The sequence below is a fragment of the Streptantibioticus cattleyicolor NRRL 8057 = DSM 46488 genome (assembly GCF_000240165.1).
GTDB classification, from domain to species: domain Bacteria; phylum Actinomycetota; class Actinomycetes; order Streptomycetales; family Streptomycetaceae; genus Streptantibioticus; species Streptantibioticus cattleyicolor.
Genome location: NC_017585.1, coordinates 1,203,791 through 1,229,777, shown reverse-complemented (window position 1 = coordinate 1,229,777; position 25,987 = coordinate 1,203,791). Strand labels below are relative to the sequence as shown.

Annotated in this window: 23 protein-coding genes; 9 read left to right on the top strand and 14 right to left on the bottom strand. The window is 74.2% G+C overall.

The annotated features are described in order from the left end of the window. Window positions 1–82 precede the first annotated feature (82 nt). Both SCATT_RS33150 and SCATT_RS33145 read left to right on the top strand, forming a co-directional pair. A complete protein-coding gene (locus tag SCATT_RS33150; protein WP_014150974.1) occupies window positions 83–637 on the top strand; it encodes a DUF488 domain-containing protein in 555 nt (184 codons plus the stop codon). A gap of 64 nt (window positions 638–701) precedes the next feature. After that, the gene (locus SCATT_RS33145; RefSeq protein ID WP_014150975.1) at window positions 702–1,343 is read left to right on the top strand and encodes a TetR/AcrR family transcriptional regulator; all 642 of its coding nucleotides are present in this window, start codon (window positions 702–704) and stop codon (window positions 1,341–1,343) included. On the opposite strand, the gene SCATT_RS33140 is transcribed toward SCATT_RS33145, so the two are convergent. Further along, window positions 1,310–2,545: an IS110 family RNA-guided transposase gene (locus SCATT_RS33140; RefSeq protein ID WP_014142125.1), complete on the bottom strand. Its 1,236-nt coding sequence runs from the start codon at window positions 2,543–2,545 to the stop codon at window positions 1,310–1,312. The genes SCATT_RS33145 and SCATT_RS33140 overlap by 34 nt on opposite strands. Before the next feature lie 249 nt (window positions 2,546–2,794). Beyond that, window positions 2,795–3,997, bottom strand: a complete 1,203-nt coding sequence (locus SCATT_RS33135; protein ID WP_014142124.1) for an IS110 family RNA-guided transposase — start codon at window positions 3,995–3,997, stop codon at window positions 2,795–2,797. A 213-nt stretch (window positions 3,998–4,210) separates the two neighbouring features. Between SCATT_RS33135 and SCATT_RS33130 the strand changes: the two genes are divergently transcribed. Continuing rightward, on the top strand, window positions 4,211–5,041 hold the full coding sequence (locus SCATT_RS33130; RefSeq protein WP_014150978.1) for an alpha/beta fold hydrolase: 831 nt from the start codon (window positions 4,211–4,213) through the stop codon (window positions 5,039–5,041). A gap of 13 nt (window positions 5,042–5,054) precedes the next feature. Here the strand turns inward: SCATT_RS33130 and SCATT_RS33125 are convergent, their stop codons facing one another. The 7 genes from SCATT_RS33125 to SCATT_RS33095 form a co-directional block, all read right to left on the bottom strand. Further along, complete coding sequence (locus SCATT_RS33125; RefSeq protein WP_014150979.1) at window positions 5,055–5,912, bottom strand: class I SAM-dependent methyltransferase; 858 nt, start codon at window positions 5,910–5,912, stop codon at window positions 5,055–5,057. Window positions 5,913–5,929: 17 nt separating this feature from the next. Continuing rightward, the gene (locus SCATT_RS33120; RefSeq protein WP_014150980.1) at window positions 5,930–6,274 is read right to left on the bottom strand and encodes a VOC family protein; all 345 of its coding nucleotides are present in this window, start codon (window positions 6,272–6,274) and stop codon (window positions 5,930–5,932) included. 2 nt (window positions 6,275–6,276) lie between these two features. Continuing rightward, entirely contained in the window at window positions 6,277–6,456 is a 180-nt protein-coding gene (locus SCATT_RS33115) for a hypothetical protein (protein ID WP_014150981.1), read from the bottom strand. A 75-nt stretch (window positions 6,457–6,531) separates the two neighbouring features. Beyond that, window positions 6,532–7,947, bottom strand: a complete 1,416-nt coding sequence (locus SCATT_RS33110) for an amidase (RefSeq protein WP_014150982.1) — start codon at window positions 7,945–7,947, stop codon at window positions 6,532–6,534. A 105-nt stretch (window positions 7,948–8,052) separates the two neighbouring features. Next, window positions 8,053–10,437 (bottom strand): ABC transporter permease, encoded by a 2,385-nt coding sequence (locus SCATT_RS33105; RefSeq protein WP_014150983.1) that lies wholly within the window; start codon window positions 10,435–10,437, stop codon window positions 8,053–8,055. Beyond that, window positions 10,434–11,120, bottom strand: coding sequence for an ABC transporter ATP-binding protein (locus tag SCATT_RS33100; protein ID WP_014150984.1), 687 nt, complete (start codon window positions 11,118–11,120; stop codon window positions 10,434–10,436). The genes SCATT_RS33105 and SCATT_RS33100 overlap by 4 nt, the downstream gene beginning before the upstream one ends. Beyond that, the gene (locus SCATT_RS33095) at window positions 11,117–11,641 is read right to left on the bottom strand and encodes a PadR family transcriptional regulator (protein WP_014150985.1); all 525 of its coding nucleotides are present in this window, start codon (window positions 11,639–11,641) and stop codon (window positions 11,117–11,119) included. Before SCATT_RS33095 ends, SCATT_RS33100 begins: the two co-directional genes overlap by 4 nt. Window positions 11,642–11,924: 283 nt before the next feature. On the opposite strand from SCATT_RS33095, the gene SCATT_RS33090 reads away from it, so the two are divergent. Continuing rightward, on the top strand, window positions 11,925–12,128 hold the full coding sequence (locus SCATT_RS33090; protein ID WP_014150986.1) for a cold-shock protein: 204 nt from the start codon (window positions 11,925–11,927) through the stop codon (window positions 12,126–12,128). 64 nt (window positions 12,129–12,192) lie between these two features. Here the strand turns inward: SCATT_RS33090 and SCATT_RS33085 are convergent, their stop codons facing one another. Next, window positions 12,193–13,731: a DEAD/DEAH box helicase gene (locus tag SCATT_RS33085; RefSeq protein ID WP_014150987.1), complete on the bottom strand. Its 1,539-nt coding sequence runs from the start codon at window positions 13,729–13,731 to the stop codon at window positions 12,193–12,195. 276 nt (window positions 13,732–14,007) lie between these two features. Next, window positions 14,008–14,991, bottom strand: a complete 984-nt coding sequence (locus SCATT_RS33080) for an alpha/beta fold hydrolase (RefSeq protein WP_014150988.1) — start codon at window positions 14,989–14,991, stop codon at window positions 14,008–14,010. Between the two features lie 215 nt (window positions 14,992–15,206). On the opposite strand from SCATT_RS33080, the gene SCATT_RS33075 reads away from it, so the two are divergent. Then, window positions 15,207–15,776, top strand: a complete 570-nt coding sequence (locus tag SCATT_RS33075; RefSeq protein ID WP_014150989.1) for a hemerythrin domain-containing protein — start codon at window positions 15,207–15,209, stop codon at window positions 15,774–15,776. Between the two features lie 41 nt (window positions 15,777–15,817). Here the strand turns inward: SCATT_RS33075 and SCATT_RS35730 are convergent, their stop codons facing one another. Further along, window positions 15,818–16,135 carry a hypothetical protein gene (locus tag SCATT_RS35730; protein ID WP_014150990.1) on the bottom strand — a complete coding sequence of 106 codons (318 nt, stop codon included), beginning with the start codon at window positions 16,133–16,135 and terminating at the stop codon, window positions 15,818–15,820. Window positions 16,136–16,394: 259 nt separating this feature from the next. Here SCATT_RS35730 and SCATT_RS33065 point away from each other — a divergent pair, with 259 nt between their 5' ends. From SCATT_RS33065 to SCATT_RS40505, 3 genes are all read left to right on the top strand, one after another. Continuing rightward, window positions 16,395–18,566 carry a M4 family metallopeptidase gene (locus SCATT_RS33065; protein WP_014150991.1) on the top strand — a complete coding sequence of 724 codons (2,172 nt, stop codon included), beginning with the start codon at window positions 16,395–16,397 and terminating at the stop codon, window positions 18,564–18,566. Window positions 18,567–18,700: 134 nt separating this feature from the next. Then, window positions 18,701–20,098 carry a M1 family metallopeptidase gene (locus tag SCATT_RS33060; protein WP_407696554.1) on the top strand — a complete coding sequence of 466 codons (1,398 nt, stop codon included), beginning with the start codon at window positions 18,701–18,703 and terminating at the stop codon, window positions 20,096–20,098. A gap of 210 nt (window positions 20,099–20,308) precedes the next feature. Next, window positions 20,309–23,206, top strand: a complete 2,898-nt coding sequence (locus tag SCATT_RS40505; RefSeq protein ID WP_014150993.1) for a helix-turn-helix transcriptional regulator — start codon at window positions 20,309–20,311, stop codon at window positions 23,204–23,206. 234 nt (window positions 23,207–23,440) lie between these two features. Here the strand turns inward: SCATT_RS40505 and SCATT_RS33050 are convergent, their stop codons facing one another. Then, complete coding sequence (locus SCATT_RS33050) at window positions 23,441–23,809, bottom strand: hypothetical protein (protein ID WP_014150994.1); 369 nt, start codon at window positions 23,807–23,809, stop codon at window positions 23,441–23,443. Window positions 23,810–23,960: 151 nt separating this feature from the next. Further along, a complete protein-coding gene (locus tag SCATT_RS33045; RefSeq protein WP_014150995.1) occupies window positions 23,961–24,863 on the bottom strand; it encodes a LysR family transcriptional regulator in 903 nt (300 codons plus the stop codon). A 111-nt stretch (window positions 24,864–24,974) separates the two neighbouring features. Between SCATT_RS33045 and SCATT_RS33040 the strand changes: the two genes are divergently transcribed. After that, entirely contained in the window at window positions 24,975–25,961 is a 987-nt protein-coding gene (locus SCATT_RS33040) for an aldo/keto reductase (RefSeq protein ID WP_014150996.1), read from the top strand. The last annotated feature ends 26 nt before the right edge of the window (window positions 25,962–25,987 follow it).

Below are 25,987 nucleotides of genomic sequence, written 5' to 3'. Positions count from 1 at the left end.
CTTCCGCTCCGGTGGCGCCCGTTCGGCAGATCACGCGGCGGGGCGTCGCCGTCCGGGGGCGCGGCGTCGGCAGACTCCGGGCATGGCGAAGACCACGGTGACCGACGGCCGGCCTCGGCCGCTGCTGACGTTCGGGCACGGCACCGCCGGCCGGGAAGCCCTCACCGAGCTGCTGCGCGGCGCGGGCGTGACCGCCGTGGTGGACGTGCGCACGGCCCCCGGCAGCCGGCGCAACCCGGACGCCGGCCGGGAGGAGCTGGCCCGGTGGATACCGCGTGCGGGGTTCGGCTACCGCTGGGACAAACGCCTCGGCGGCTTCCGCAAGGCGGCCCCCGACTCCCCGGACGTCTTCTGGGAGAACGCCTCGTTCCGCGGCTACGCCGGGTACACCCGCCACCCCGAATTCCTCGCCGCCATGGACGAGTTGCTGCGTCAGGCGGCCGACGTGGACACCGCGGTGATGTGCGGCGAGGCGGTGTGGTGGCGCTGCCATCGGCGGATCATCGCCGACTTCGCGGTGCTCGCGCGCGGTACGCCGGTGTTCCACCTGGCGCTCGACGGCCGCCGCACGGAGCATCCGGTCACGGCGGGTGCGCGGCTGCGCGAGGACGGGCTGCTCGTCTACGACCGGGTGTGAGCCGCAAGCTTGGGACGCTAGGCTCAATCCTAGGAGCCCTAGCTTTGAGGAGGTGGCCGACGGCATGGTGCGGGCAGGACTGACGGTGGCCCGGCTGACGGAGGCGGCGGCGCGGATGGCGGACGAGGTCGGGATCGAGAAGGTCACGATCTCGGCGCTCGCCCGGCAGTTCGGCGTCAAGGACGCGAGTCTGTACTCGCACATCAAGAACCTGCGGGAGCTGCGCGTCCGGATCGCGCTGCTGTCCGGCGAGGAGCTGACCGACCGCATCGCCACGGCGGTGGCCGGCCGGGCCGGCAAGGACGCGCTGATCGCCTTCGCCGACGCCTACCGCGACTACGCGCTCGAACACCCCGGCCGCTACGCGGCGTCCCAGACACGTCTCGAACCCGAGGAGATCGCCGGTTCGGTCGCGCTGCGCCGCAGCGTCGAGCTGACCCACGGCATGCTGCGCGCCTACGGCCTCACCGACCCCGACCTCACCGACGCCGCCCGCCTGCTGCGCAGCACCTTCCACGGCTACATCCAGCTGGAACTCGGCGGCGGCTTCGGGCATCCGCGCGACGTACGGCGGTCCTGGTCGCGCGTGCTCGAAGCGCTGCACATCACGCTGGAGCACTGGCCGTCCCAACCCGACGGGAGTCTGATTCGAAAATCAACCACCCCCGCAGGTCAGACCGCTTCCGCTGATTGGAGGGACACTTGATAGCCGAGCATGTTGAGCTGGCTGACCAGGCGCCGCGTCTGCCTGGCCCGGCCGGTTCGTTGGACGAAGTAGTCGCCTCCGAGTTCAGCGTATTCGGCGTCGTTGGTGAGCATGTGCCAGATCGGGGTCAGGATGGTGTGGCCGATGGCGACCAGTGCGCGTTTCTTGCCGCGGCGGACTGCGATGCGTTTGTAGCGGGCGGCAAGGTAGGTGCCCTTGGTGCGGGCGGCTGCTGTTGCGGCGAGCCCGAGGGCGCCCTTGAGCCAGGGGTCGCCGGGGCGGGACTTGCCGGAGGTGTGCTTGCCGGCGGACTCGTGGTTGCCCGGACACATCCCGGCCCACGAGGCCAGGTGGGCAGCCGTGGGGAAACGGCTCATGTCCACGCCGATCTCGGCGAGGATCACCTCGGCGGACTTGGCGTTGACGCCCGGGATCGTCGTCAGCAGCTCGACCTGTCGGCGAAAGGGGGCGAGCTGGCGGGTGATCTCCTCGCTCAGCCGGGCCTCGGTCGCGGTTACCGCGCCGATGCGGTCGAGCATGGTGCGGGCCAGGAACGCGTGGTGGTCGGTGAACCGGCCGGTCAGCGCCTGGGCCAGGACCGCGCGTTTGGCTCGCATGCTGGCCTTGGCCATCTCCGCCAGGACCAGCGGGTCGCGTTCTCCGGCGATCAGGGCCTCCAGCATCGCGCGGGACGACTTGCCCAGCAGGTCGGAGACGACGGCGGAGAGCTTGATCCCGGCGTCTTCGAGAAGCTTCTCCAGCCGCTGGGCCTCGCGGGTGCGTTCGCGGATGACCTCGGTGCGGTAGCGGGTCAGGTCCCGCAGCTGCCGGATCTCCGGCGGCGGGACGAACGAGGGCCGGACCAGGCCGTGTTCGACCATCTTGCAGATCCACTCGGAATCGGCGACGTCGGTGCGGCCGGGGACGTTCTTCATGTGCCGGGCGTTGAGCAGCCAGGTCCCGATGTCGTTCTCCAGCAGGTAGAACACCGGCTTCCAGTACGAGCCGGTGGCCTCCATGCCGACCACGGTGATGCCCTCGGCGATCAGCCAGTCCCGCATCGCCAGCAGGTCACGGGTCATGGTGGAGAAGGTGCGTACCTCTTTCCGGCGCCGTTTGCCCGGCCCTGGAACGCGGACGCAGACCTTCACGTCCGCCTTGCCGATATCGATCCCGGCGCATCGTTCGTGGACAACGTCCATGCCCCGGTCCTCCCCTCGCGCGGTGTGCTGTTGTGCAGCAGCCGTCCGGCGGGGACCAAGCAGGCAAAAGAATCTGATGCACATGCTCGAAGCAACACTTCCGGGTGCCTGACGACGGGTCCCCGGCGTCCTACTCAATGTCGGGTTCCGGTGGCACCAAGATTCCGCGACGTCAGCCGGACGGCCGTAACCCGATTTTCTCCCCTTTGGGGAGTCGCCGTCAGGAGATCGGATCACTCAATGACTGAGTCAAGCCGCCTGCGCGGCAGGCGGGGCGGAGGTGAAGGCCCGTCCGTCGCGCAGGAGTGCCCACAGGACGCTGGCCCGTCGGCGGGCGAGCGCAATGATCGCCTGGACGTGCTTGCAGCCTTCGCCGCGCTTCTTGAGGTAGAAGTCCCGGTTAGGACCCTCGCGGATGATGCTGGTCTGCGCGGACAGGTAGAAAACCCTGCGCAGGCGGCGGCTGTAGCGCTTGGGCCGGTGCAGGTTGCCGGTCCGCCGGCCCGAGTCACGCGGGACGGGCACCAGCCCGGCCGCCGAGGCGAGGTGGCCGGCGTCGGCGTAAGCCGTGAGGTCGCCCGCCGCGACGACGAACTCCGCCCCGAGGATCGGCCCCATGCCGGGCAGGGACTCGATGATCTCGGCCTGAGGATGGGCGCGGAAGGTGTCGCGGATCTGCTTGTCGATGCGCTTGAGGCGGTCGTCCAGGGCCAGGATCTGCGCAGCCAGGTCGGCGACGATCGCTGCGGCGATGTCCTCGCCGGGCAGCGCGGTGTGCTGGGCCTCAGCGGCTTCCAGTGCGGTGGCGGCCACCGCGTCGGCGCCGCGGACACCGCGGTTGGCCAGCCAGGCCGTCAGGCGGGTCCGTCCTCGGCGGCGGATCGCGGCCGGGGTCTGGTAGCCGGTCAGCAGGACCAGGGCGCCCTTGTGGGCCGAGTAGTCGAAGGCTCGTTCCAGGGCGGGAAAGATGCCGGTCAGCACGTCGCGGAGCCGATTGATCATCCGTACGCGGTCGGCGACCAGGTCCGTGCGGTGGCCGGTCAGCAGCGCGAGGTGGGCCGCGAGCTGGACGGGCACGTCGATGGCGGCCAAGTCCCGGCGGTGACGGGCGGTTTCGGCGATGACGTAGGCGTCGCGGGCGTCGGTCTTGGCCTCGCCCCGGTAGGCGCCGGACATGCGGTTGACGGTCCGTCCGGGCACGTAGACGGCCTGCTGGCCGTGGGCCGCGAGCAGAGCCAGCAGCAGCGCGGAGGAGGTACCGGAGATGTCCACTGCCCAGTGGACCTTCTCGGCCAGGTCGAGGATCTCACCGAGCGCGGCCAGGATCGCCGTCTCGTCGTTGTCGATTTTCTTCGACCACACGGTCGGGCCGCTCTCGTCGACCACCGCCGCCCAGTGATGGCCCTTGCCGGCGTCGATGCCGGCCCAGACCTGGGCTCGCCGCTCGCTCACTCGCCCCTCCTCGTTCCGCGTGAACTGCCGTCGGCCCGAGGAACACCCCGCTGTCATCTCCGTAAACAGCGACCGCGCAAGGCGCGCGCATCTCAATCAGCAGCCAGGGCGCCCCGGAGAACCGGACGGCCACTCCCTTCGAGCCACGACTGGCAAGACCCGATCAGCCACATCCGGCCCTCCCGGGCCGCCTAACAACTTACGGAGCACCCGATGACCGAGCCGACGACCGGCACCCTGCGCGTACCCGGCGCCGTCCTCCATCACGAACGGCGCGGCAGTGGTCCGCCGCTGCTGCTGATACCCGGCGGTGCCGCCGACGCCGGGCTGTACGCGGGCCTGGCGCCGCACCTCGCCACCCGTTACACCGTGGTCTCCTACGACCCGCGCGGGATGTCCCGCAGCCGGCTCGACGGCCCCCTGACCGACCAGAGCGTCGAGGAGTGGAGCGACGACGCCTTCCGGCTGCTGGACCTCCTCGCACCCGACGAGGAGGTGCGCGTGCTCGGTTGCAGCTCCGGTGCGATCACCGCCCTCGCGCTGCTGGCCCGGCACCCCGAGCGACTGCGTACCGTGGTCGCCCACGAGCCGCCGCTGCTGGAGCTGCTGCCCGACCCGGAACCGTACAAGGCGCTCTTCGCCGAGGTACGGCAGTTGTGCCGCACCGACGGTCCCGGCCCGGCCATGGCGCGCTTCGCCGAGGCGCTGGGCGGGGGCGGGGCGGAGGCGGAGCGGGCCACCGAACTGGCCCCGGAGATCCGGGAGATGGCGCCGCGCATGCACGCCAACCTGCCGGTCTTCCTGGAGCGCGTGCTGTGCCCGTTCGCGTTCTCCGTCCCCGACCTGGCGGGGCTGCGCCGGGCCGGCGACCGGCTGGTGCCGGCCGCCGGACGCGACTCCCGCGGTCAACTCCCCCTGTACGGACCGGTGGCGAGGCTCGCGGAGCTGCTCGGCACCGAGGTCGCCGAGTTCCCGGGCGGCCACGTGGGGGCCACCGAGCGTCCCCGGGAGTTCGCCGAGCGGCTGCTGGCCGTCCTCGACTGACGTTGCGTCAGATTCAGACGGTGGCCACCAGGAACTCCTCCGCGTTGGAGGTGTGCAGGCCGTCCGTCCGCCCGGTGAAGTAACGGTCGTTGAGGACGTCCGCCGAGACGTGGCGGACCTCGGAGAACCCGGCGTCGCGGGCCATGGCCAGCATCTGCGGCGGGGTGAAGAAGCTGATGAAGGGGGTACCCGACGTCCGGGCACCGTCCTGCGCGGCCTGGCGTGCCAGGCGGTCCTCCTCCACCACGTGGTCCAGCGGCGCCTGGAACGTCATGGCCAAGGTGGTGCCCGGGGCGAGCGAGGCGACCTGGCGCAAGGTGGCCGCGTTGGCCTCCTCGGTGAGGTACATGCTGACCCCGGTGGAGGCCACCACGGCGGGCCGGCCGGGGTCGAACCCGGCGCCCGCCAGCCGGTCCGGCCAGGAATCGCCCGCCTCGAAGTCCACCGGGACCAGCCGCAGCCGGTCGGGCACACCCAACCCCAGCGCCTCCAGCCGGCCGCGCTTCCACTCCTGGGTGGCGGGCTGGTCGACCTCGAAGACCCGCAGGCGTCCGGCGACGTCCGGACGGCGCTGGGCGAAGGTGTCCAGGCCGGCCCCCAGGATCACGTACTGGCCGACGCCACGGGCGGCCTGCTCCATGACGAGGTCCTCGACGAACCGCGCCCGGGCCACCACGCCCGCGCGGTAGCGGGCGGTGGAGCGCGGCTCCATGTCCGGACGCCGCCGCCAGTCGTCCCCCGGGTCCGCCAGCCGCAGCCCGACCTCGTCCGTCAGGACGTGCGGCGGCGGATCGGCCTCGATGTGCAGCGCCCGCCACAGGGCGACCCGTACCGCCGTGTTGTCGGGGATCTCGGTGTGCTGTTCCGGCATGGCCGTGCCTTTCGTGGTCAGTTCCTGCCCGGTGCCTGGACGATCCACAGCCGCCCGTCGGGGTCGCGGACGGTGGCCTCCCGGGTGCCGTAGTGGGTGTCCTCGAACGGGGAGACCACCTCGATGCCGGGGCCGGGGCGGAACGCCTCCTCGTCGGAGACCTTCAGCACCATCAGCGTCCGCGGTTCCCGGTCCGCCGGCACCTCGGCGATGAACAGGTAGGGGCCGTCGCCGTTGCGCAGCTGCCCGGAGTTGTGGTCGGTGGCGAAGTCCAGCTGGTAGCCGAGCCCTTGGTAGAACTTGGCCGCCTTCCCCCAGTTGTGGGTCTCCAGGAAGACCGCCTCGATGCCCTCGGTCGTCATGCTCACTCCTCGTTCCCCGGCGGTCGCCGCCGTTGCGGTCGGGTGTCGTCGAGGTACGCGCGCAGCGCCTCGGCCACCAGCGCCGACAACGACAGCTCCGCTTCGACGGCACGGTGCTTGACCTGTTTGATCAGCCCGATCGGCAGATACACGTTGAACTGCTTGACGTCCTCATCACCCACGCGAGCATGCTAGCAATCTAGCCACGCGAAAGCCAAGGAACGCCGGACGGGCGTGCCGTCCGGCGTCCGGACCGTTCAGCGCGGGGCCGGCACCAGCGGCCAGGGGTGCTCCGCCTCCCAGGCGAAGGCGAGCTCCAGCAGGGTGCGTTCGGCGCCGGGGCGGGCGGAGAACATCAGGCCGACGGGGAGGCCGTCGGCGGTCGTGGTGCGGGCCGGGAGGGAGATGGACGGGGTGCCCACCACGTTGTCCAGCGGGGTGAAGGCGACGTAGGAGCTGAGGCGTTCGATCAAGGTCGCGTAGGGGACGTCGGGGCTGAGCCTGCCCAGCGGCGGGGTGGTGTGGGCGAGGACCGGGGAGAGGACGGCGTCCAGGCCGCGGTGGGCGGCGGCGTAGGCGTCCCGGGAGCGCCGCAGCCTGCGCAGCACGTCGGGGGTGGCGCGCAGGTTGCGCAGGTAGTGGGCGCGCAGCCCCTGGCTCAGGCCGTCCATGCGGCGCCGGTCGAAGCCCCGGTCCAGCCGCTTGCCGAAGGCACCGGCCAGGAACGACAGCATGCCCCAGTAGGTGATGAAGTCCTGCGCGAAGCGGCCGTCCAGCCCGATGGCCACCAGTTCCACGGTGTGGCCCATCTTCTCCAGCGCGGTCGCCGCGTCGGTGACGGCGGCCCGGGTGGCGGCGTCGGTGGGGACGCCGGAGGGCGATTCGAGCAGGAGCCCGATCCGCATCCGCCGCTCGGCGGGGCCCTCGACGAGGCCCAGCGGCGGCAGCTTCGGGTTGCGCCAGTAGCGTTCGGCGGCGGCGAAGAAGGCGGCGGTGTCCCGCACGGAACGGCTGAGGACCCCGTCGCTGATGAGGTTGATCGGCAGCGTACGGCCGTCGGCGTTGGGGATCACCCGGCCCCGGGTCGCCTTGAGCCCGACCAGCCCGCAGCAGGCGGCCGGGATGCGGATGGAACCGCCGCCGTCGTTGGCGTGGGCGATCGGCACGGCGCCGGAGGCCACCAGCGCGGCGCTGCCGCCGGAGGAGCCGCCGGAGGAGAAACCGGTGTGCCACGGGTTGCGCACCGGCGGCGCGTCCTCGTACTCGGTGGTGGCGTTGAAGCCGAACTCCGGCAACCGGGTCTTGCCCAGGACCGTCACCCCGGTGCTGAGGAACTGCCGGGTGAACGGGGCGTGGCGCCGGGCCGGGCGGGCGGTGAAGGCGGCGCTGCCGTGGCCGGTGGGCAGCCCCTGGTAGTCGGTGTTGTCCTTGACGAGGCTGGGGACCCCGGCGAAGACACCGTCGCGCTCGGTGGCGGTGTGCTCGTCCGCGTACACCTCGACGGCGTCCAGCCGGGCGGCGGCGCGGCGCACCCGGTCGGCCGCGGCCCGGTGTGCCTCGGCCGCGGAGATCTCCCGCCGGCGGATCAGCCGGGCCAGGCCCACCGCGTCGTGCTCCCCGAGCGCGTCGTCACCGTAGGTGTGCACCACGGTGTCCTGCCGCGACTGCGTCACTCCCGCCTCCCGCCTGCCGTTCTCCGGTGCGGGCCCGCCGGTCGGGCCCTGCGCCGCCATCATCTCCGGGCACCGTGCCGGAAGGGAAGGACGTCCCGGCCGGGGTCACTCCGTGCGCAGCCCGTCCGGACGCATCACCCGCCACAACACCGGCAGGCTCACCAGCGTGACCAGCGCGACGACCACCGCGCCCACCCCGCTCATCGGCGCGAAGACCCACCAGTCGGCCACCGGCTCGCGGACCACCCGCAGCAGCACGGCGCCCAGCCCCATCCCGCCCGCGGTGGCCAGGGCGAGGCCGAGCACCACCGGCACCGCGGTCTGCCACAGCACCGACCAGCCGAGCGTGCCGCGGCGGATGCCGAAGGCGACCAGGACGGCCAACTGCCGCTTGCGTTCCCGCAGTTGCTCCAGCACGGCGACGAGCAGACCGGCCGCGATCAGCATCATGGTGGCCGTCGCGGCGGCGAACACCCCGTGGCGCACGCTGGTGTACCGCTTGTCGCGTTCGGTGTCCTCCACGGTGCCGATCCGGATCATCGGGCTGATCCGCGCGGCCGTGTTGCGCACGTACTCGGCGGCGTCCGGCAGCCGCGGGTCCACCTCGATCACGGCCTGCGCCCGCATCTCGGGCAGCGGCACCGAGCGGACGGCGCCCGGGGTGGCGAAGATCCCGAAGTGCTTCTCCCCGTGCGGGTCGGGGCGGGCGACGACGGTACGGGTGCCGGCGGGCAGCCGCCAGCGTCGGCCCCGCGCGTCGTCGTCCCCGCCGAGCAGGACGTCGGCGCCGGGCCGGGCGGTGCGGCGGACGTAGGCGTCCTGTTCCCGGTCGTCCCCGGTGAGCACGGTGAACACCTCGCCGTCGCGGCAGGAGCGGACGGCGGCCAGCCGGACCAGCGTCGCGCAGTCGCCGACCGAGAAGGAGGTGATCGGCGCGAAGGTCTCCCCGTCGCGCGGCGGGCCGGGGCGGCGGGCCCAGGCTTCCAGGGTGGCGGCCACCTGGCGCACCCCCGTGGTGGCGGCGAACCGGTCGGCCATCCGCCGGGCGTCGTCGCGGCCGGTGGCGGTCGCGGTCGCGGTGAGCTGGGCGCGGTCGGAGTCCTTGCCGGTCATCCGGGTGAAGTCGGCCTGGATCGCGCCGAAGAGCATCTGCAGCGCGATGGCGCCGGCCACCGCGACGGTGATGCCGCCGACCGTACGGGCGGCGGCGCCGCCGTCGGCCTGGAGCCCGCGGACGGCCAGCTGCCAGGAGACCGGGCCCCGGCCCAGCCGCGCCACCACGGCCCCGACCAGCCAGGGCAGCAACGCGGCCAGCCCCAGCAGCACCAGCAGGGCGCCGGCCGCGGCCTGGTAGGCGTGGACCGGGTCGTCCAGCGCGCCGCCGGTCATCGCGGGGAGCAGCAGCGCCAGCCCGAGCGGCGGCAGCGCGACCCGCCACCACAGGCGCCGCCGCCGCGCCGCCCCGCCCCGTACGACGCCCAGCGGCTCGATGACCACACCGCGCAACGCCAGCAGGGTGACCCCGACGGCACACACCGGCACCGCGAGGGCCACCAGCACGGCGAGCCCCGGGGACGGGGTGACGTCGGCGGGGAAGACGTCGACGTTCCAGATGGTGACGGATCCGGCGAACGGGCGGGCCGCCAGGAACAGGAGCGCGCCCACCACCAGCCCGGCGACCGCGCCGAAGAGCACTTCGCCGGCCGCGATCCGGTGGGTGGTGCCCCGGTCGGCGCCGACCAGCCGCAGCGCGGCCAGCCGCCGGTCGCGCCGGTCGCCGCCGAAGCGGGCGGCGGTGGCGATGAAGACCGCCACCGGCAGCAGCAGCACCACGAAGGCGACCGCGACCACGAGCCTGAGCACCGGGTTCACCGGCTCGGGCGGGACACCGGCGGTGCCCGGTCCGAAGTGGTCGGCGCGATGGCCGCCGTTGGCGGTGGTGAGCGTGGCGCTGCCCGCGTAGTAGCGCAGTTCGCCGGGGCCGAGCAGACCGTCCCGGGCGATGGTGCCGACCGTGCGGTAGGGCAGCCTGCCGCGCAGCAGCGCGCCCTCGGGGGACTTCAGCAGGGCGGCGAGGGCGGGCGAGACGACCATCCGGCCGGGACCGGGGTAGGTGGCCACGCCCGGCGGCGCGGGGGCGTGCGGGCCGTCGGGGCGCAGCAGCGTGCCGCCGACGGCGTCGCCGCGGAAGGTGGTGTCGACGGTGGCGTGGACGAAGGAGTGGTCCGAGCGGTGCACGGGCCGGTGGCCGCCGTCCGGCGCGGTGAGCGAGCGGGCGGCGTCCCGCTGCTGCCGGCCGTCGAGCAGGGACGGTATGGAGGCGGCGGCGAGCAGCAGCGCCACGCCCAGGCCGACGCCGATCGCGGTCAGCGCGGTGCGCAGCCGTCCCTGGCGTCCTCCGGTGGCGGCGATCCGGATGCCCAGGCCCAGGTCGCGGGCCCAGCCGGAGAGCCGCCCCGGGCCGCCGCGGGCGGTGCCGGGGCCGGTCATGTCACCGCCGCCAGGTCGCGGGGGCGGCCGTCCCGTACGACCACCTCGCGGTCGCAGTAGGCGGCCACCCGTGCCTCGTGGGTGACGAGGACGACGGCGGCGCCGGTCTCGCGGGCGGCCCCGGTGAGCAGTTGCAGGACGCGTTCCCCGTTGAGCGAGTCGAGGGCGCCGGTGGGTTCGTCGGCGAAGACCACGCGGGCCCGGGTGACCAGGGCGCGGGCGACGGCGACGCGCTGTCCCTGGCCGCCGGAGACCTCGCCGGGGCGCTGGCCGGCCACCTCGGTGACCTCCAGCCGCTCCAGCCAGGCGAGCGCGCGGTCGCGGGCCTCCTTGCGGCGCACGCCGGTCAGCCGCAGCGGCAGCGCCACGTTCTCCAGGCAGGTCAGCTCGGGGACGAGCTGGCCGAACTGGAAGACGAAGCCGAAGTCCCGGCGGCGCAGCGCGCTGCGTTCGCGGTCGGGCAGCGCGGACAGCTCGCGGCCGGCGTAGCGGACGGTACCGGCGTCCGGGCGCACGATCCCGGCCAGGCAGTGCAGCAGCGTGGACTTCCCGGAGCCGGAGGGCCCCATGACGGCCACCACCTCACCGGCGCCGATGGCGATGCCGGCGCCGTCGAGGGCGACGGTGGGGCCGAAGGACTTGCGCAGCCCGGAGGCGAGCAGGAGCGGTTCGCCGGCGGTCATCCGCGCACCGCCGTGGCGAGTTGGTCGAGGCGGGCGGCGGTCAGCTCCAGCCAGCGCAGATCGGCTTCGAGGTGGAACAGGGCGTGGTCGCAGATGAGTTGGTCGGCCAGGTCCCCGGTGCTCTTGCGGCGGGTCAGGTCGCGCATCAGCCGCAGGTGCTCGGAGCGCTGCACGTCCAGCAGTTCGGTGGCGTCACGGCCGGTGAGCAGCGCCAGGACGACCTTGGTGTACAGGGTGGACTGGAGGTACGGCTCGGGTTTCTCGGGCTGGGCCAGCCACTGCTCGACGTCGGTGACGCCGGCCGCGGTGATCGCGTACCGCTTGCGGTCGGGGCCGGAGCCCTGCTCGATGCCGTCGACTTCGACGAGCCCGTTCTTGAGCAGGCGGGACATGGTCGCGTAGACCTGGCCGTACGGGAGCGCACGGTCGTGGCCGAACTTTTCGTCGAAGGCGCGCTTGAGGTCGTAACCGTGGCGCGGGCCGGACTCCAGGAGACCGAGAAGGGTGTGGCCGATGGACATACCCCCGACTGTACTGATTCCGTATACACCGCATGCATAGCGGTCCCCGGCCCCGGCCCCGTCGGCCGACGCGGTACCCGGACGGCGACGTTCCGTAGCGGCTTCCTCCGTCGCCGTGACCGGCGTGCTACAATAGACGGGTTGCGGTTTTGGTACCCATTGACTTTATGTGCGCCGGACGAAACTCCGGCGCATTTTGTTTTTCCGGCCACTCCGGATGGGTCATCGCGGCGACGGGGGCCCGCACAGTGCGGGCTTCGCCAACTTTCCCCAGGAGATCGACATGGCCAGCGGCATCGTGAAGTGGTTCAACTCGGAAAAGGGCTACGGCTTCATCGCGCAGGACGGCGGCGGCGCCGACGTCTTCGCCCACTACTCCAACATCATCACCCAGGGCTTCCGTGAGCTCCAGGAAGGCCAGAAGGTGACCTTCGACGTCACGCAGGGCCAGAAGGGCCCGCAGGCCGAGAACATCATGCCCGCCTGACCTCCGGCACGGCACGGCCCGGGGCCCGCACCTGACAGGTGCGGGCCCCGGGCCGTTTCCGCGTTCAGTTGGCGGGACGCGCCGGACGGCGGGGGCGTCGGCGGGCACCGGAACGCCCGCCGCCGGAGCGGCCGGCCCCGGCGCCGTTCCCGGCGGCGGCGTCGGTACGCGGCTGCCGCCCCTCGGGCCGGGTCCCGGTGGCCGGCTTGGCCCGGGCCGGGCTCTTCGCCTTCGCCCGCTGCCGCGGGGCGGGCCGCTCGGCCGGCGGCGCCTCGACGGTGACGGCCACCCCGGACGGCTCGCGGGCCCCGGTCAGCCGCGCCAGTTCCGGGTCGCCGGAGCTGATCCGGGTGGTACGGGGACGGATCCCCGCGTCCGACATCAGCTGGGCCATCTCCTTCTTCTGCTCGGGCAGCACCAGCGTCACCACGCTGCCGGTGGCCCCGGCGCGGGCGGTGCGCCCGCCGCGGTGGAGGTAGTCCTTGTGGTCGGTGGGCGGGTCGACGTTGACCACCAGGTCGAGGTCGTCGACATGGATGCCGCGGGCCGCCACGTTGGTCGCCACCAGCGCGGTGACCTGTCCGTTCTTGAACTGGTCGAGGGTACGGGTGCGTTGCGGCTGGGTGCGTCCGCCGTGCAGGGCGGCGGCGCGGACGCCGTTGGACAGCAGGCGCTTGGCGAAGCGGTCGGCGCCGCGCTTGGTGTCCACGAACATGATCACCCGGCCGTCGCGGGCCGCGATGCGCACGGCCACGGCCTTCTTGTCGGTCTCGTCCATGACGTGCAGCACATGGTGCTCCATGGTGGTCACCGCGCCCGCGGACGGGTCGACGGAGTGCACCACGGGGTCGGACAGGTAGCCGCGCACCAGGCGGTCGATGTTCCGGTCCAGCGTGGCGGAGAACAGCAGCCGCTGCCCGTCCGGCGCGACCTGGTCGAGCAGCGCGGTGACCTGCGGCAGGAAGCCCATGTCGGCCATCTGGTCGGCCTCGTCGAGCACGGTGACCGAGACCCGGCCCAGCAAGCAGTCGCCGCGCTGTATCAGGTCGTGCAGCCGCCCGGGGGTCGCCACCAGCACCTCGGCGCCGCGCCGCAGCGCGTCGGCCTGCCGGCCGATGGACAGGCCGCCGACGACGGTGGCCAGGCGCAGCCCGACGGCCGCCGCGTACGGGGTGAGGGCGGTGGTGACCTGCTGGGCCAGCTCCCGGGTGGGCACCAGCACCAGGGCGAGCGGTGCCTTCGGCTCGGCCCGGCGTCCGGCGAGCCGGGCGAGGAGCGCCAGCCCGAAGGCGAGGGTCTTGCCGGAGCCGGTGCGCCCGCGGCCCAGGATGTCGCGGCCGGCGAGCGCGTTGGGCAGCGTGGCCGCCTGGATCGGGAAGGGCTCGGTCACCCCTTGCTCCGCCAGCGTCTTGACGAGCACGGCCGGCATGTCGAGCGCGTCGAAGGCGTCGGCGGCGGGCAGCGCGGGCGTGACGGTTTCCGGCAGCGCGAACTCCCGTTGCGGCGCGGCGGGGGCGGCCTGCGGCCGGCCGGCGCGGCGCGCGCCGGAGCCGCCACGGGAACGGCCCGGGCGCTTGCGGGTGGGGGGTTCGGATCGGGGCATGGGGGATTACCTTCCTGGGCGCGCCGGACACCACGGAACCGCCGTCGTCGGGCGGGGGTTCCTCGGCGTCCCGGACCTCGCGGTCGGGCGAGGTCGCGGTCCGCACCCGTCACGGTGCGGACCCGCGGCTGCGCGGTGGACGTCGTCGGTTCAGACCGGGACGATGTTCTCGGTCTGCGGGCCCTCGAGGCCCTGGACGGCGTCGAAGGAGACCGGTAACCGTACCACACAAGGTGATCACCCCTCCGGCCCGTGATCCCGGTCACGGGCCGCCGGTCAGGACGGCAGCGCGGCGAGCCATTCGGTCAGCAGGCGGTTCACGGTCTCGGGCCGTTCCTGCTGGATCCAGTGGCCGCAGCCGTCGAGCAGATGGGAGCCGTGGAGGGCCGGCAGCGTGGTGGGGTAGGCGGCGATGGCGTCGGCCAGCCAGGTGGTGGAGGCGTCCAGCGCGCCGCCGACGAAGAGCGACGGGCAGGTGACGGGGGCGCCGTTGTAGGGGGCGAGGTCGGCCCAGTCGCGGTCCATGGCGCGGTAGCGGCCCAGCGCCCCGGTCAGCCCGGTGCGCTCGAACTCCGCGGCGTAGACGTCGAGTTCGGCCTCGCCGAGCCAGCCGGGCCGCCGGCCGGACGGGAAGCGCTCGCGCAACGTGCCGCCGGGGGCGACGAAATGGGGGTCCGGGGCGTCGGCGCCGGGCATGGTGTCGGCGGAGAGCGCCGCGTAGAAACCGGCCAGCCAGCCGCGTACATCGGGTTCGATCTCCGCCTCGGCGCGCCCCGGCTGCTGGAAGTACGAGACGTAGAACTCCTCCGGGCCGGGCGTCCCCGCGAAGACCTCGCTGGGACGCGGCCCGCCGGGCGGGGCGTAGGCCACGCTCAGCAGGCCCACCGCGCGGAACACCTCGGGCCGGACCAGCGCGGAGGTGGCGGCGATGGTCGAACCCCAGTCGTGGCCGACGATCACCGCGGATTCCTCGCCGAGCGCCCGCACCACGGCGACGTTGTCCTCGACCAGTTCCAGCAGCCGGTAGGCGTCGGCCCCCTCCGGCCGGGACGAGCGGCCGTACCCGCGGACGTCGACGGCGACCGCCCGGTATCCGGCCGCCGCCAGCACCGGCAGCTGGTGGCGCCAGGAGTACCAGGACTCGGGGAACCCGTGCACCAGCAGCACCAGCGGTCCACGGCCCTGTTCGACCAGGTGGATCCGGCCGGCCGGGGAGGGGACGAGACGGTGTACGGGTTCGGTGGCCACGGGGTGCGCCATGGGGTCCTCCAGGTCGGTTCGGGTCGCGGCCGGGGAGCCGTCGACCTGCCGCCGATCATGCGCGGTGGCCGGCGCCGGCCGCGAGGGTTGTTGCCAGGGCGGCAAAACCGGCGGTCCCCGCGGGCGGCAGCCGTTCGGCCCTGCCGGGGCGTACCGGCCCCGGCGGGCGGGTACGCGTATCCCCCCCAGGAGCCGAGCGACGGAAGGGATGAGCCATGACGCAGCACACCGGCACGGAGGACGACGTCGTCACCCTGCTCAAGCGGCAGCACGTCCGGATCCGGGAGCTGTTCGACGAGATGACGTCGGCCACCGGTGAGCGGCGGCGGGTGGTCTTCCGGGAGCTGGTGCGGATGCTGGCGATGCACGAGACGGCCGAGGAGGAGGTCGTCCACCCCGCCGCGCGGCGCGCCTTCGAGCAGGGCCCCCAGGTGGTCGACGCCCGACTGGTGGAAGAACGGTCGGCCAAGGAGATGCTCAGCAGGCTCGACCGCATGGACATCGACGACCCGGACTTCGCGCCGCAGTTGACCGCCCTGCGGCAGGCCGTGCTCGACCACGCGGACGCCGAGGAGCGGCTGGAGTTCCCGCTGCTGAGCGAGGGGATGCCGGCCGACCGGCTGGCCCGGATGGCCAAGGCGGTGCGGGCCGCCGAGAAGATGGCGCCCACCCATCCCCACCCGGGTGTGGAGTCGATGGCCGCCAACCTCACCGTCGGCCCGTTCGCCGCCCTGATGGACCGCACCCGCGACGCGGTCCGCAAGGTCATGGGCAAGGAGGACTGACCCCGGCGCCGCGCCGGGCGGTCGGGGCGCCTACGGGGTCCTCAGTCCTCGTCGGCCCCGTGCGGCGCGGCCCGCTTGGCGTTCCTGGCACGGTGGCGGGCGAGGATCCCGCCACCGGCGACCACCATGCCGATCACCACGAGCCTGGAGATCTGGTAGCCGGTGACGGCGCCGTCGCCCGGGGTGTCGGACGAGGTGAGGTGGAGCCACACCAGCAGGGCGACGCCGACCACGATGAGCAGCACGGCGGCGACCGGCCCGAGTCCGGCCCACCACGGCTCCATGTCCGCGCCCAACGGGGCGTCGTTCTCCGCCGGTTGGGACTTCGCCTGCTCGGGCTCGGGCTTGTCGGCACGCATGACAGGCAGCGTACCCGCTGCGCCGGCCGCCGTGTCGTGCCCGGCGCCCCGCCCCGTCCCGGCCACGGGGCTTAGGGATTTCCCTATCCGACCGTCGTCAGCCTTCTTCGGTCCATCCGAGGTTTCCCACACTCCATGGGTCCCCGTCGCCCGGTCCTGCCGGCCGGCGCCGGCGGACGGAAGACGCACGTCGCCCTTCCCGTTCGCCGCCGTGCCGTTGGGCGGCGGCCCCTGCGTGAGGTGAAAGGAAACCTCCCCCATGCGCATACGAAGAACCGCGAGGGTGTCCTCGGTCGCGCTCGCCTGCGCGACCGCCGTGGCCGTCGCCCTCCCCGCGGCGGCGGCTCCGCCGTCCCCCCAGGCGCATCCGCACCCGCTGCCCGCGGGCCACGCGGCCTTCACCGCCGCCCCGTTCACCACCCACCCGGCGCCGGACGTCCGCAAGCGCGTCGCGGACCAGGCCGGAAAGGCGCTGGCCGCGCACGCCGCGCAGGCGCACCGGGCCGACGGTGACGCGTTCACCGTGCGCAACATGGTGGTCGACGCCAACGGCGCCGCCGACGTCCGGTACGACCGCACCTACAAGGGTCTGCCCACCTACGGCGGGGACGTCGTGGTGCACCTGGGCCCGGACGGCGGTTACCGTTCGCTGACCACGGGTGCGCAGACCACCGGCGCGATATCGACCACGCCGACGCTGACCGCGGGCCGGGCCGCCGCGCTGTCCAGGGCGCGCTTCCACGGCACGATCGCCTCCGTGGCCGCGCCCCGGCTGGCGGTGCGCATGTCCGGCCACTCGGCCACGCTGGTGTGGGAGACCGTGGTCCGCGGGGTGCGCCCGGACCAGACCCCGAGCGCGCTGCACGTCTTCGTCGACGCCCACCACGGCACCGTCCTGGCCACCAGCGACGAGGTGGACACCTTCGCGCCGGCCACCACGCACCCGGCGGGGACGACCGCGGGCCACCGCTCCGTCGCCCCGGCCACCGCGGGCACCGGCAGGTCCATCTACAGCGGCACGGTCTCCCTGGACCTGACCCAGTCCGGCGGCTCGTGGTCGATGCGGGACCCGTCGCACGGCAACGGCTACACCACCAACCTCGACCACGCCACCAGCGGCACCGGGTCGGTCTTCACCAACTCCACCGGCTCCTTCGGCGACGGCGCCACCGACGACCCGGCCTCGGCCGGGGTGGACGCCCACTACGGCGCGGCCGAGACGTTCGACTACTACAAGAACGTGCAGGGCCGCAACGGCATCTTCGGTGACGGGCGGGGGGTGCCGTCCCGCACCCACTACGGCAACGCCTACGTCAACGCCTTCTGGGACGGCCAGCAGATGACCTACGGCGACGGCCAGAACGACGCCCGTCCGCTGGTCGAGATCGACGTCGCCGGCCACGAGATGAGCCACGGCGTCAGCGGCGCCCTCGTCGGCTGGGAGGAGAACGGCGAGACCGGCGGCATGAACGAGGGCACCAGCGACATCTTCGGCACGCTGGTGGAGTTCTACGCCAACAACCCCGTGGACAAGCCCGACTACACCATGGGTGAGCTGATCAACATCAACGGCGACGGCAAGCCGCTGCGTTACATGTACCAGCCGTCGCTCGACGGGCAGTCCCCGGACTGCTACGACAGCGGCAACGGCAACCTCGACCCGCACTACTCGCTCGGCCCGCTCAGCCACTGGTTCTTCCTCACCGCCGTCGGCAGCGGGGACCACGGCTACGGCAACAGCCCGACGTGCAACAACTCCACGGTGACCGGGATCGGCAACGACAAGGCCGGCAAGATCTGGTACAAGGCGCTGGCCTCGTACGCCAACAGCAACGAGAACTACGCGCAGGCCCGGGTGGACTCGCTGCGTGCCGCCGCCGACCTGTACGGGGCGCACTGCGCGGAGTACAACACCGTCGACGCGGCGTGGGCGGCGGTCTCGGTGACCGGTTCCGACCCGGTGCCCGGCACCTGCAACAGCCAGCCGGGCAGCCCGGTGGTGACCGGCCCCGGCAACCAGACCGGCACCGTCGGCACCGCGGTGAACCTGCCGATCAAGGCGACCGACCCGGCGGGCGAGACGCTGCGCTACAGCGCGACCGGGCTGCCGGCCGGCCTCGCCATCGACCCGGCCACCGGTGTGGTCTCCGGCACCCCGACCACCGCCGGCACCTCGTCGGTCACCGTCACCGCGACGAACACCGACAACCGCAGCGGATCGGCCACCTTCACCTGGACGATCAGCGGCGGCGGCACCCCGCCGCCGACCGGCTGCGGCAACGTGCCGGCCTGGAGCGCCGGTTCGGGTTACGCGCCCGGCGACGAGGTCTCCCACAACGGCCACAAGTGGCTCGCCACCTGGTACTCCACCGGTGCCGAGCCGGGCGCCCCGGCGTCCTGGGCCGTCTGGGAGGACGAGGGCGCCTGCTGAGCCCCGGCGGCCGGAGCCCCGCCCGCGGGTGAGCCCCGGCCGCCCCCACGCGTGACCGCGGCCCGCCCGCCCACCCGCGGGCGGGCCGCACTCCCCCCACATCGCGCGACCCCACCCGGACCCGGGAGGATCCCATGAGACGAGGCAACCCCCGTGTGCGCGGCGCTCTTCGGGCCGCCGCCGCGGCCGTGCTGCTGGCCGCCGGCACCGTCACCGCGGCCACCGCGCCCCCGGCCCACGCGGCCGGGCCGGCCCCGGCCGCCGCCTCCGACCCCACCCGCACCCCGGCCTCCCCCGCCTACACCGTCACCCTGGCCAGCGACGCCACCGGCACCGTGTGGAACGGCCACGAGAGCGTCACCTTCACCAACGCCTCGGCGACCCCGCTGACCGAGGTCTACCTGCGGCTGTGGGACAACGCCCACGGCGACTGCCCGGGGACCACCCCGATCACGGTGACCGGGGTGACCGGCGGGACGGCGGGCGATCTCACGGTGGACTGCACGGCGCTGGAGGTCACCCTGCCCGCCCCGCTGGGCCGGGGCGGCAGCGCCACCGTCGGCTTCGACCTGGGGATAACGGTGCCCAGCGGCGCCGACCGGTTCGGTCACGACGGCGCCTTCGCCTTCCTGGGCAACGCGCTTCCGGTGCTGGCGCTGCGGGACGCCGCCGGATGGCACCTGGACCCGTACACCGACAACGGCGAGGCGTTCTACTCCTCGGCCGCCGACTTCTCCGTCACCCTGGACCACCCGTCGAAGCTGCTGGTGCCCGCCACCGGCACCTCGGTGGACACCCCGGGGGCCGCCGGGCGTACGGTGACCCGGGCGACGGCGAGCCAGGTCCGCGACTTCGCCTGGGCGGCCGGGCCGTTCAGCGAGGTCTCCGGCACCTCACCGGGCGGGGTGAAGGTCGACGTCTACGCGGTGAGCGGCATCGGTACGGCCGACTCCTCCCGGATGCTGTCCACCGCCGAGTCGGCGATCGACGCCCACGCCGCCCGGTTCGGCGCGTATCCGTACGGCGAGGTGGACGCGGTCCTCGACAACGACTTCTGGTTCGGCGGCATGGAGTACCCCGGGTTCGTCCTCGACCTGGTCGATCCCACCGCCCTCACCCACGAGCTGGCCCACCAGTGGTGGTACGGCATCGTCGGCGACGACGAGTACAACAGCCCGTGGCTGGACGAGGCGTTCGCCGACTACGCCACCGACCTGGCGCTCGGCAGGTCCGGCAACGGGTGCTGGAACGACGTCTCGTGGGCCGCGCCGGACGAACGGATCACCGACTCGATGGCGTACTGGGACGCCCACCCCTACCGCTACTCGACGGTGGTGTACGGATACGGCAAGTGCGCCCTGCACGATCTGCGGCGTCTGCTGGGTGACACCGCGATGTCCCGGCTGCTGCGTGACTACGCGCGGTCGCACTGGTACGGCGTCTCCACCACCGCGGAGTTCAAGGCCGCCGCGCAGGCGGTGGCCGGCACCGATCTGACCTCGTTCTGGACCGCGCACCGGATCGCCGGCTGACCGTTCCGGCCGGTCGCGGGCCCGCCGTGGTGACGTCACGGCGGGCCCGCCCGCATGCCGCCGACGCGGCCGATACCAGGTGTTGACCGGTACTTGGGGCGGACATATATTCCGCATGGCAATTTGACGTGTCCATGATCCACTTGTCTCCGTGATCCCCTGTGATCCGAGCCGGCCCCCGACCAAGGCCGCATCCGGAAGGCCCGCGCGATGGCACACGCGACCGCCCCGACCGCCGACGCCGCCCCGACCCCCGCCGGGCGGCCGACCGGCCCCTCCCCCGCCCGGGCCCCGCGCACCGGACCGGCCGCCGGCCGCGCCGCGCTGCTGGCCGCCGCCCGCGCCCAACTCGCCGCCGGCGGCAGCGTGGTGCTCACCGGACCGGCCGGCATCGGCAGAACCCACCTGCTCAGCGTGCTCGCCGACGAGCAGGCCGCGCACGGCCACCACCTGCTGCGCTGCGCACCGGCCCGGTCCGAACGCGACCGCCCCTTCCTCGGCCTGATCGACCTGTTCTCCGCCACCGGCGAGGACGTCCTCGGCCGCCTCGCGCCGCACCAACGGGCCGTCCTGCGCGCCGCCCTGCTGCGCGCACCGCTGCCGGACGGCACCGACCTCACCGACGGCCGCACCCTGCTCACCGTCCACATGGCGTTACGCGCGGCCTTCAGCGCGCTGTGCGCCCGGGGACCGGTGCTCCTCGTGGTGGACGACGTCCAGTGGCTCGACCGGCCCAGCGCCGACGCGCTCGCCTTCGTCGCCCGCCGCGCGCACGGGCTGCGGCTCGCCGCGATCGCCGCCGTCCGCGCCCCCGTTCCGGACAACCACCCCGAACGGGTCTGCCCCGCCCCGGCGTTGACGCTGCGGGTGCCGCCGATGACGGTACGGGAGACCGCCGCGCTGCTCCAGGGCGCCGACCCCGACGCCCCGCGTCCGCCGCACGCCCTGGTGGACCGGGTGCACCGGGCCGGCGGCGGCAACCCGTTCACCGTCGGCGAGCTGGCCCGGGCGGTCGCCGAACGCGTCCGGCCGGACGGCGGCCGGCCACCCGCCCCGGACGAGCCGCTGCCGGTCACCGACACCCTGCGGCACGCGCTCCTGGCCCGCCTCGACGGGCTCCCCGCCCGCGCCCGGCACACCCTGCTCACCGCCGGCACCGCGCTGCGCCCCACGGTACGGCTGCTGCGCCTGGCCGGTTGCGCGGGCGCCGCCGACGACATCGACGAGGCGGTGCGCCACGGTGTCGTGGAGCCGCCCGCGCACGGACTCGTCCGGTTCACCGATCCGCTGCTGCCGGTGGTGCTGTACGAGCAGGCCCCGCACGAGCAGAAGGTGCGGTTGCACACCGCGCTCGCCGACGCCGCCGACGACCCCGTCGAACGCGCCCACCACCAGGCGCTGTTGACCCCCGGCTCGGACGCCGGGGTGGCCGCCCGGCTCGCCGAGGCCGCCTGTTCCGCCCGCCGCCGGGGCGCCCCGGCCACCGCCGCCCGGCTCGGCCGGCTCGCCGCCGACCACACCCCCGCGTGGGAGCCGGACGTCGCCGCCGACCGCCGTCTCACCGCGGCCGAGGACGCGGTGGCCGCCGGGGAGTACGCGCTGGCCCGGCGGCTCGCCCACGAGGTGCTGGGCGCCTCCCGCCACCCCGCGCACCGGGTCCGCGCCTGGAACGCCGTGGTCGACTCCAGCGGCCAGGCGATGGCCGAGGTCGCCGACGTCTTCCCGCAGGCGCTGCGGGACGCCCGGGACGACCCGGCGCTGCTGGCCCCGTTGCACTACCGGCTCAGCTGGCGGGCCTGGGTGGTCGAGGGCACCGCCACCGCCGCCCACGTCCACGCGGTGCGCGCCGCGACGCTGGCCGCGTGCGGCGGCGACCGGCACACCGAGGTGCTGGCCCGTACCCAGCAGGCCGCCCTGGAGTTCTTCCTCGGCCGTCCCGAGGCGGAACGCACCCTGGCCGCCGCCCTCGCCGAACCGCACGACGCCCGGGCCATGACCGACCACAACGGCCCGGTCTTCCTCAAGCACCGCCTCCACCTGGTGCACGACCGGCTCGACGAGGCACGCACCGAACTGCGCGCGCTGGTCTACACGTTGCGGCAGCGCGGCTCGGCGGAGAGCCTGGGCCAGTGCCTGTGCGCGCTGGCCCAGGTCGAGATCCACCGGGGCCGCTGCGGTCAGGCCCTCGACCTGGCCCGGCAGAGCCTGCGGATCGCCGAACGGGCCGGACTGAGCCCGGGGCCCGCCTGGTACGCGGTGGCGCTGGCCGAGGCGGCGGGCGGCGACCCCGGCCGGGCGCTCGCCGCGGCGGAGGCGGCCCGCCGGCACAGCGAGGACGACGGCGACCTGCTCTTCCTGCCGCGCGCGCTGCACGCCGAGGGCCAACTGCGGTTGTTCCTCGGCGAGTACGAGGCCGCGGCGAGCCTGCTGCGGCGGGTGGCCGTGCTGGAGACCGCGCAGGGCCAGGGCGATCCGGCCGCCCGGCGCTGGCACCCCGACCTCGCCGAGGCGCTGGCGCGTACCGGCGCCGCCGACGAGGCGGCCGAGGTGATCGGCCGGGCCCGGGCCCAGGCGGTCCGGCTGCGCCGCCCCGGTGTCCTGGCGCTGCTGGAACGTTCGGCGGCCCTGGTGGCCGAGGCCCGCGGTGACCTGGAGGCGGCGGCGACCGGTCTGGAGCGGGCGGCCGGTTCGCTGGCCCGGCTGCGCTACCCGCTGGAGGAGGGCCGCGCCCGACTGGCGCTGGGCCGGCTCGACGTCCGCCGTGCCGAGGCCGCTTACGCCCACGCCGCCCTCACCGACGCGCTCCACCTCTTCACCCGCGCCGGGGCCCGCCCCTGGGCGCTGCTCACCCGCGCCGAACGCGACCGCCTCGCCCTCCGCGCCCCCTCCCCCGCTCCGCCCTGCGACCCGTCCTGGGCCGACCGCCTCACCGGTACCGAACGGGCCGTGGTGGCCCGGGTCGCCGAAGGCGCCAGCAACCGCGAGATCGCGGCGGGCCTCGTGGTGAGCGTCAAGACCGTCGAAGCCGCGCTCACCCGCGCCTACCGCAAACTCGGCGTGCGCTCCCGGGTCGAGGTGGCCCGGGTGGTGATGCGCGGCACGGCGTGACCCCGCCCCGTCGCCGGGGACCGCCCCGTTGACGCGCGGCGGACCGCCGGCCCGTCGGCGCGGAGGCACCACGAACGGTCACCACCGGCCGCGCACGGTCGCCCGGCCCGGCCGGGAAGCGCCCGGCGAACCGGCCCGGGCGCGCGCACCGTTGACGCGCGGCGGCCCCGTGTCGGGTGCCGGGACGCGGGGGTGGCCGCCGGGGAGGTCGGCGGCCACCGGTGGGGGCGGTGGTCAGGACCGCTTGTCGCCGCCCTTTCCTCCTGAGCCCTTGCCGTGGCCGTCGCCGCCCTTGCCCTTGCCGCGGCCCTTGCCGTGGCCGTCGCCGGCCTTGCCCTTGCCGTGGGCGTCGGAGGGGTGGCCCTTGCCCTTGGCCGCGCCGCCCTTGCCGCCGGCGGCGTCGTCCGGGCTGAGCAGGCCCTCGGCGCCCTCGGTGGCCACGTGGGCGACGTCCGAGGTCACCCGCTGCGCGACCGAGCCGGCGTTGGTGGACACGCTGGTGTCGGCCTGTGCCATGCCCACGGGCAGCAGCACCAGTCCGCCGCCCATGGCCAACGCCACCGCAACCTTGCGCACCCCGTTGCGACCGCTGGAAACCGTCATCGCTCAACTCCTTCTCAACTGTGCCGGACACCTGCCGACGCCAGCAGGCTCCCAGCCCCGGGCCCGCCGACCCGCGCCGAACTACGCCGCATTCCCACGGATGAGGTACGACGGGTGGCACGCGCCCTGACGCCGGTTCCGTCCGCGAGGTTCAGGCCGGGGGCGCCGTGGCCTCCAGCAGGGCGAGGAGCGCGTGCGCCGCCGGGTTGCCCGTGGTGTCGGCCGGGGCGGCGGCCGAGGAGAGGTAACGGGGGCGGGGGCCGGCCGGGGTGTCGGCGAGCGGGACGGCGACCAGCCCGGCGGCCTGCGGCTTGGCGGCGAAGTGGGCGGGGGCGACGGCGACGCCGAGGCCCTCCTGGACGAGTTCGAGCAGGCTGTGCACGTCGTTGACCTCGAAGGCCACCTGCCGGCGCACCCCGGCCGTGGTGAACGCCCGGTCGGTGATGCGGCGCGGGCCCCACGAGGGGTGGAGGTCCACGAACCGCTCCCGGCCGAGCGCGCCGAGCTCCACCGGGCCGTTCCCGGCGAGGTGGTGACCGCGGTGGCACAGCAGCGTCATCGGTTCGCCGGTCAGCGGCAGCATCCGGACCCGGGACGAGGGGGCGTCCGGGGAGACCACGAAGGCCACGTCGATCCGGCCGGCCGCGACCTCCTCGACGAGCTGGAGCGAGCCGGCCTGGCGCAGCCGTATCTCCACCCGGGGGTGGCGCTGGTGGAAGGCGGCGAGCAGGGACGGCGGGTGGACGCCGGCGACGCACTGCTCGGTGCCGACGGTCAGCGCGCCGCGCAGCAGCCCCTGGGTGGCGGCCACCGCCTCCCGGGCGGCCCGGGCGCTCGCCAGCGTCCGCGACGCCTCGTCCAGCAGCGCCCGGCCCGCCTCGGTCAGCGCCACGCTGCGGGTGCTGCGGACGAACAGCGCGGCGCCCAGCTCCCGTTCCAGCGACCGGATCGACGCGGAGAGCCCGGACTGCGACACCTGCAACCGCACGGCGGCCCGGGTGAAGTGCCGTTCCTCGGCGACGGCGACGAAGTACTCCAGGTGGCGCAGTTCCATGATTCAGCAGCCTAACCGCACAATCCGTTCGCGTTCTCCTGTTGGACGCCGCCCCGGGCCGCGCGAGAGGGTGGTCACCGCACCACCACCGTGAACGGAAGAGAACGCACCGTGTACACAGCAGACCCCGGCCGCTACGACGGCATGCTCTACCGGCGTGTCGGACGCAGCGGTCTCAAGCTCCCCGTGCTCTCCCTGGGGTTGTGGCACAACTTCGGCACCGACCGGCCGCTGGAGACGCAACGGGCCATCGTCACCCGGGCCTTCGACCTCGGGGTGACCCACTTCGACCTGGCCAACAACTACGGTCCGCCGCCGGGCGCCGCGGAGAGCGCGTTCGGCCGCGTGCTGCGCCAGGACCTGCGCCCGTACCGGGACGAGATCGTGGTCTCCACCAAGGCCGGCTATCTGATGTGGCCCGGTCCGTACGGCGAGTGGGGTTCCCGCAAGTATCTGCTGGCCTCCCTCGACCAGAGCCTGGAGCGGACCGGCCTGGAGTACGTCGACGTCTTCTACTCGCACCGCTACGACCCGGACACGCCCCTGGAGGAGACCATGGGCGCGCTGGACTCCGCGGTGCGGCAGGGCAAGGCGCTGTACGCCGGGATCTCCAACTACCCGGCGGAGCAGACCCGGCAGGCCGCCCGCATCCTGCGCGAGCTGGGCACCCCGCTGCTGATCCACCAGCCCAGGTACTCGATGCTGGACCGCGGGCCGGAGACCGGGTTGTGGCCGGCGCTGCGGGAGGCCGGCGCCGGGGCCATCGTCTACTCTCCGCTGGAGCAGGGCCTGCTCACCGACCGCTACCTCGACGGCGTTCCGGCCACCTCCCGGGCCGCGGGCGCCAGCCCGTTCCTCACCCCGGACTCCATCACCCCGCAGCTGCTGGCCCGGCTGCGCGAGCTGAACGCCCTCGCCCGGCGGCGCGGCCAGACCCTGGCCCAGTTCGCGCTGGCCTGGGTGCTGCGGGACGACACGGTGGCCTCCGCGGTGATCGGCGCCAGCAGTGTCCGCCAGCTGGAGCAGAACGTCGCCGCGGCCAGCCAACTGGCGCTGGGCGACGAGGAGTTGGCGGAGATCGACGCGATCCTGGCCTGAGGACGATGCCGGGTACGCCGCCGGGC

Coding starts and splice junctions, on each gene's coding strand:
- SCATT_RS33060 (WP_407696554.1), top strand. CDS start 18,701: ATGAGACGAGGCAACCCCCGTGTGCGCGGCGCTCTTCGGGCCGCCGCC.
- SCATT_RS33130 (WP_014150978.1), top strand. CDS start 4,211: ATGACCGAGCCGACGACCGGCACCCTGCGCGTACCCGGCGCCGTCCTC.
- SCATT_RS33120 (WP_014150980.1), bottom strand. CDS start 6,274: ATGACGACCGAGGGCATCGAGGCGGTCTTCCTGGAGACCCACAACTGG.
- SCATT_RS33090 (WP_014150986.1), top strand. CDS start 11,925: ATGGCCAGCGGCATCGTGAAGTGGTTCAACTCGGAAAAGGGCTACGGC.
- SCATT_RS33050 (WP_014150994.1), bottom strand. CDS start 23,809: ATGACGGTTTCCAGCGGTCGCAACGGGGTGCGCAAGGTTGCGGTGGCG.
- SCATT_RS33075 (WP_014150989.1), top strand. CDS start 15,207: ATGACGCAGCACACCGGCACGGAGGACGACGTCGTCACCCTGCTCAAG.
- SCATT_RS33095 (WP_014150985.1), bottom strand. CDS start 11,641: ATGTCCATCGGCCACACCCTTCTCGGTCTCCTGGAGTCCGGCCCGCGC.
- SCATT_RS33080 (WP_014150988.1), bottom strand. CDS start 14,991: ATGGCGCACCCCGTGGCCACCGAACCCGTACACCGTCTCGTCCCCTCC.
- SCATT_RS33045 (WP_014150995.1), bottom strand. CDS start 24,863: ATGGAACTGCGCCACCTGGAGTACTTCGTCGCCGTCGCCGAGGAACGG.
- SCATT_RS35730 (WP_014150990.1), bottom strand. CDS start 16,135: ATGCGTGCCGACAAGCCCGAGCCCGAGCAGGCGAAGTCCCAACCGGCG.
- SCATT_RS40505 (WP_014150993.1), top strand. CDS start 20,309: ATGGCACACGCGACCGCCCCGACCGCCGACGCCGCCCCGACCCCCGCC.
- SCATT_RS33125 (WP_014150979.1), bottom strand. CDS start 5,912: ATGCCGGAACAGCACACCGAGATCCCCGACAACACGGCGGTACGGGTC.
- SCATT_RS33105 (WP_014150983.1), bottom strand. CDS start 10,437: ATGACCGGCCCCGGCACCGCCCGCGGCGGCCCGGGGCGGCTCTCCGGC.
- SCATT_RS33145 (WP_014150975.1), top strand. CDS start 702: ATGGTGCGGGCAGGACTGACGGTGGCCCGGCTGACGGAGGCGGCGGCG.
- SCATT_RS33140 (WP_014142125.1), bottom strand. CDS start 2,545: ATGGACGTTGTCCACGAACGATGCGCCGGGATCGATATCGGCAAGGCG.
- SCATT_RS33150 (WP_014150974.1), top strand. CDS start 83: ATGGCGAAGACCACGGTGACCGACGGCCGGCCTCGGCCGCTGCTGACG.
- SCATT_RS33100 (WP_014150984.1), bottom strand. CDS start 11,120: ATGACCGCCGGCGAACCGCTCCTGCTCGCCTCCGGGCTGCGCAAGTCC.
- SCATT_RS33065 (WP_014150991.1), top strand. CDS start 16,395: ATGCGCATACGAAGAACCGCGAGGGTGTCCTCGGTCGCGCTCGCCTGC.
- SCATT_RS33085 (WP_014150987.1), bottom strand. CDS start 13,731: ATGCCCCGATCCGAACCCCCCACCCGCAAGCGCCCGGGCCGTTCCCGT.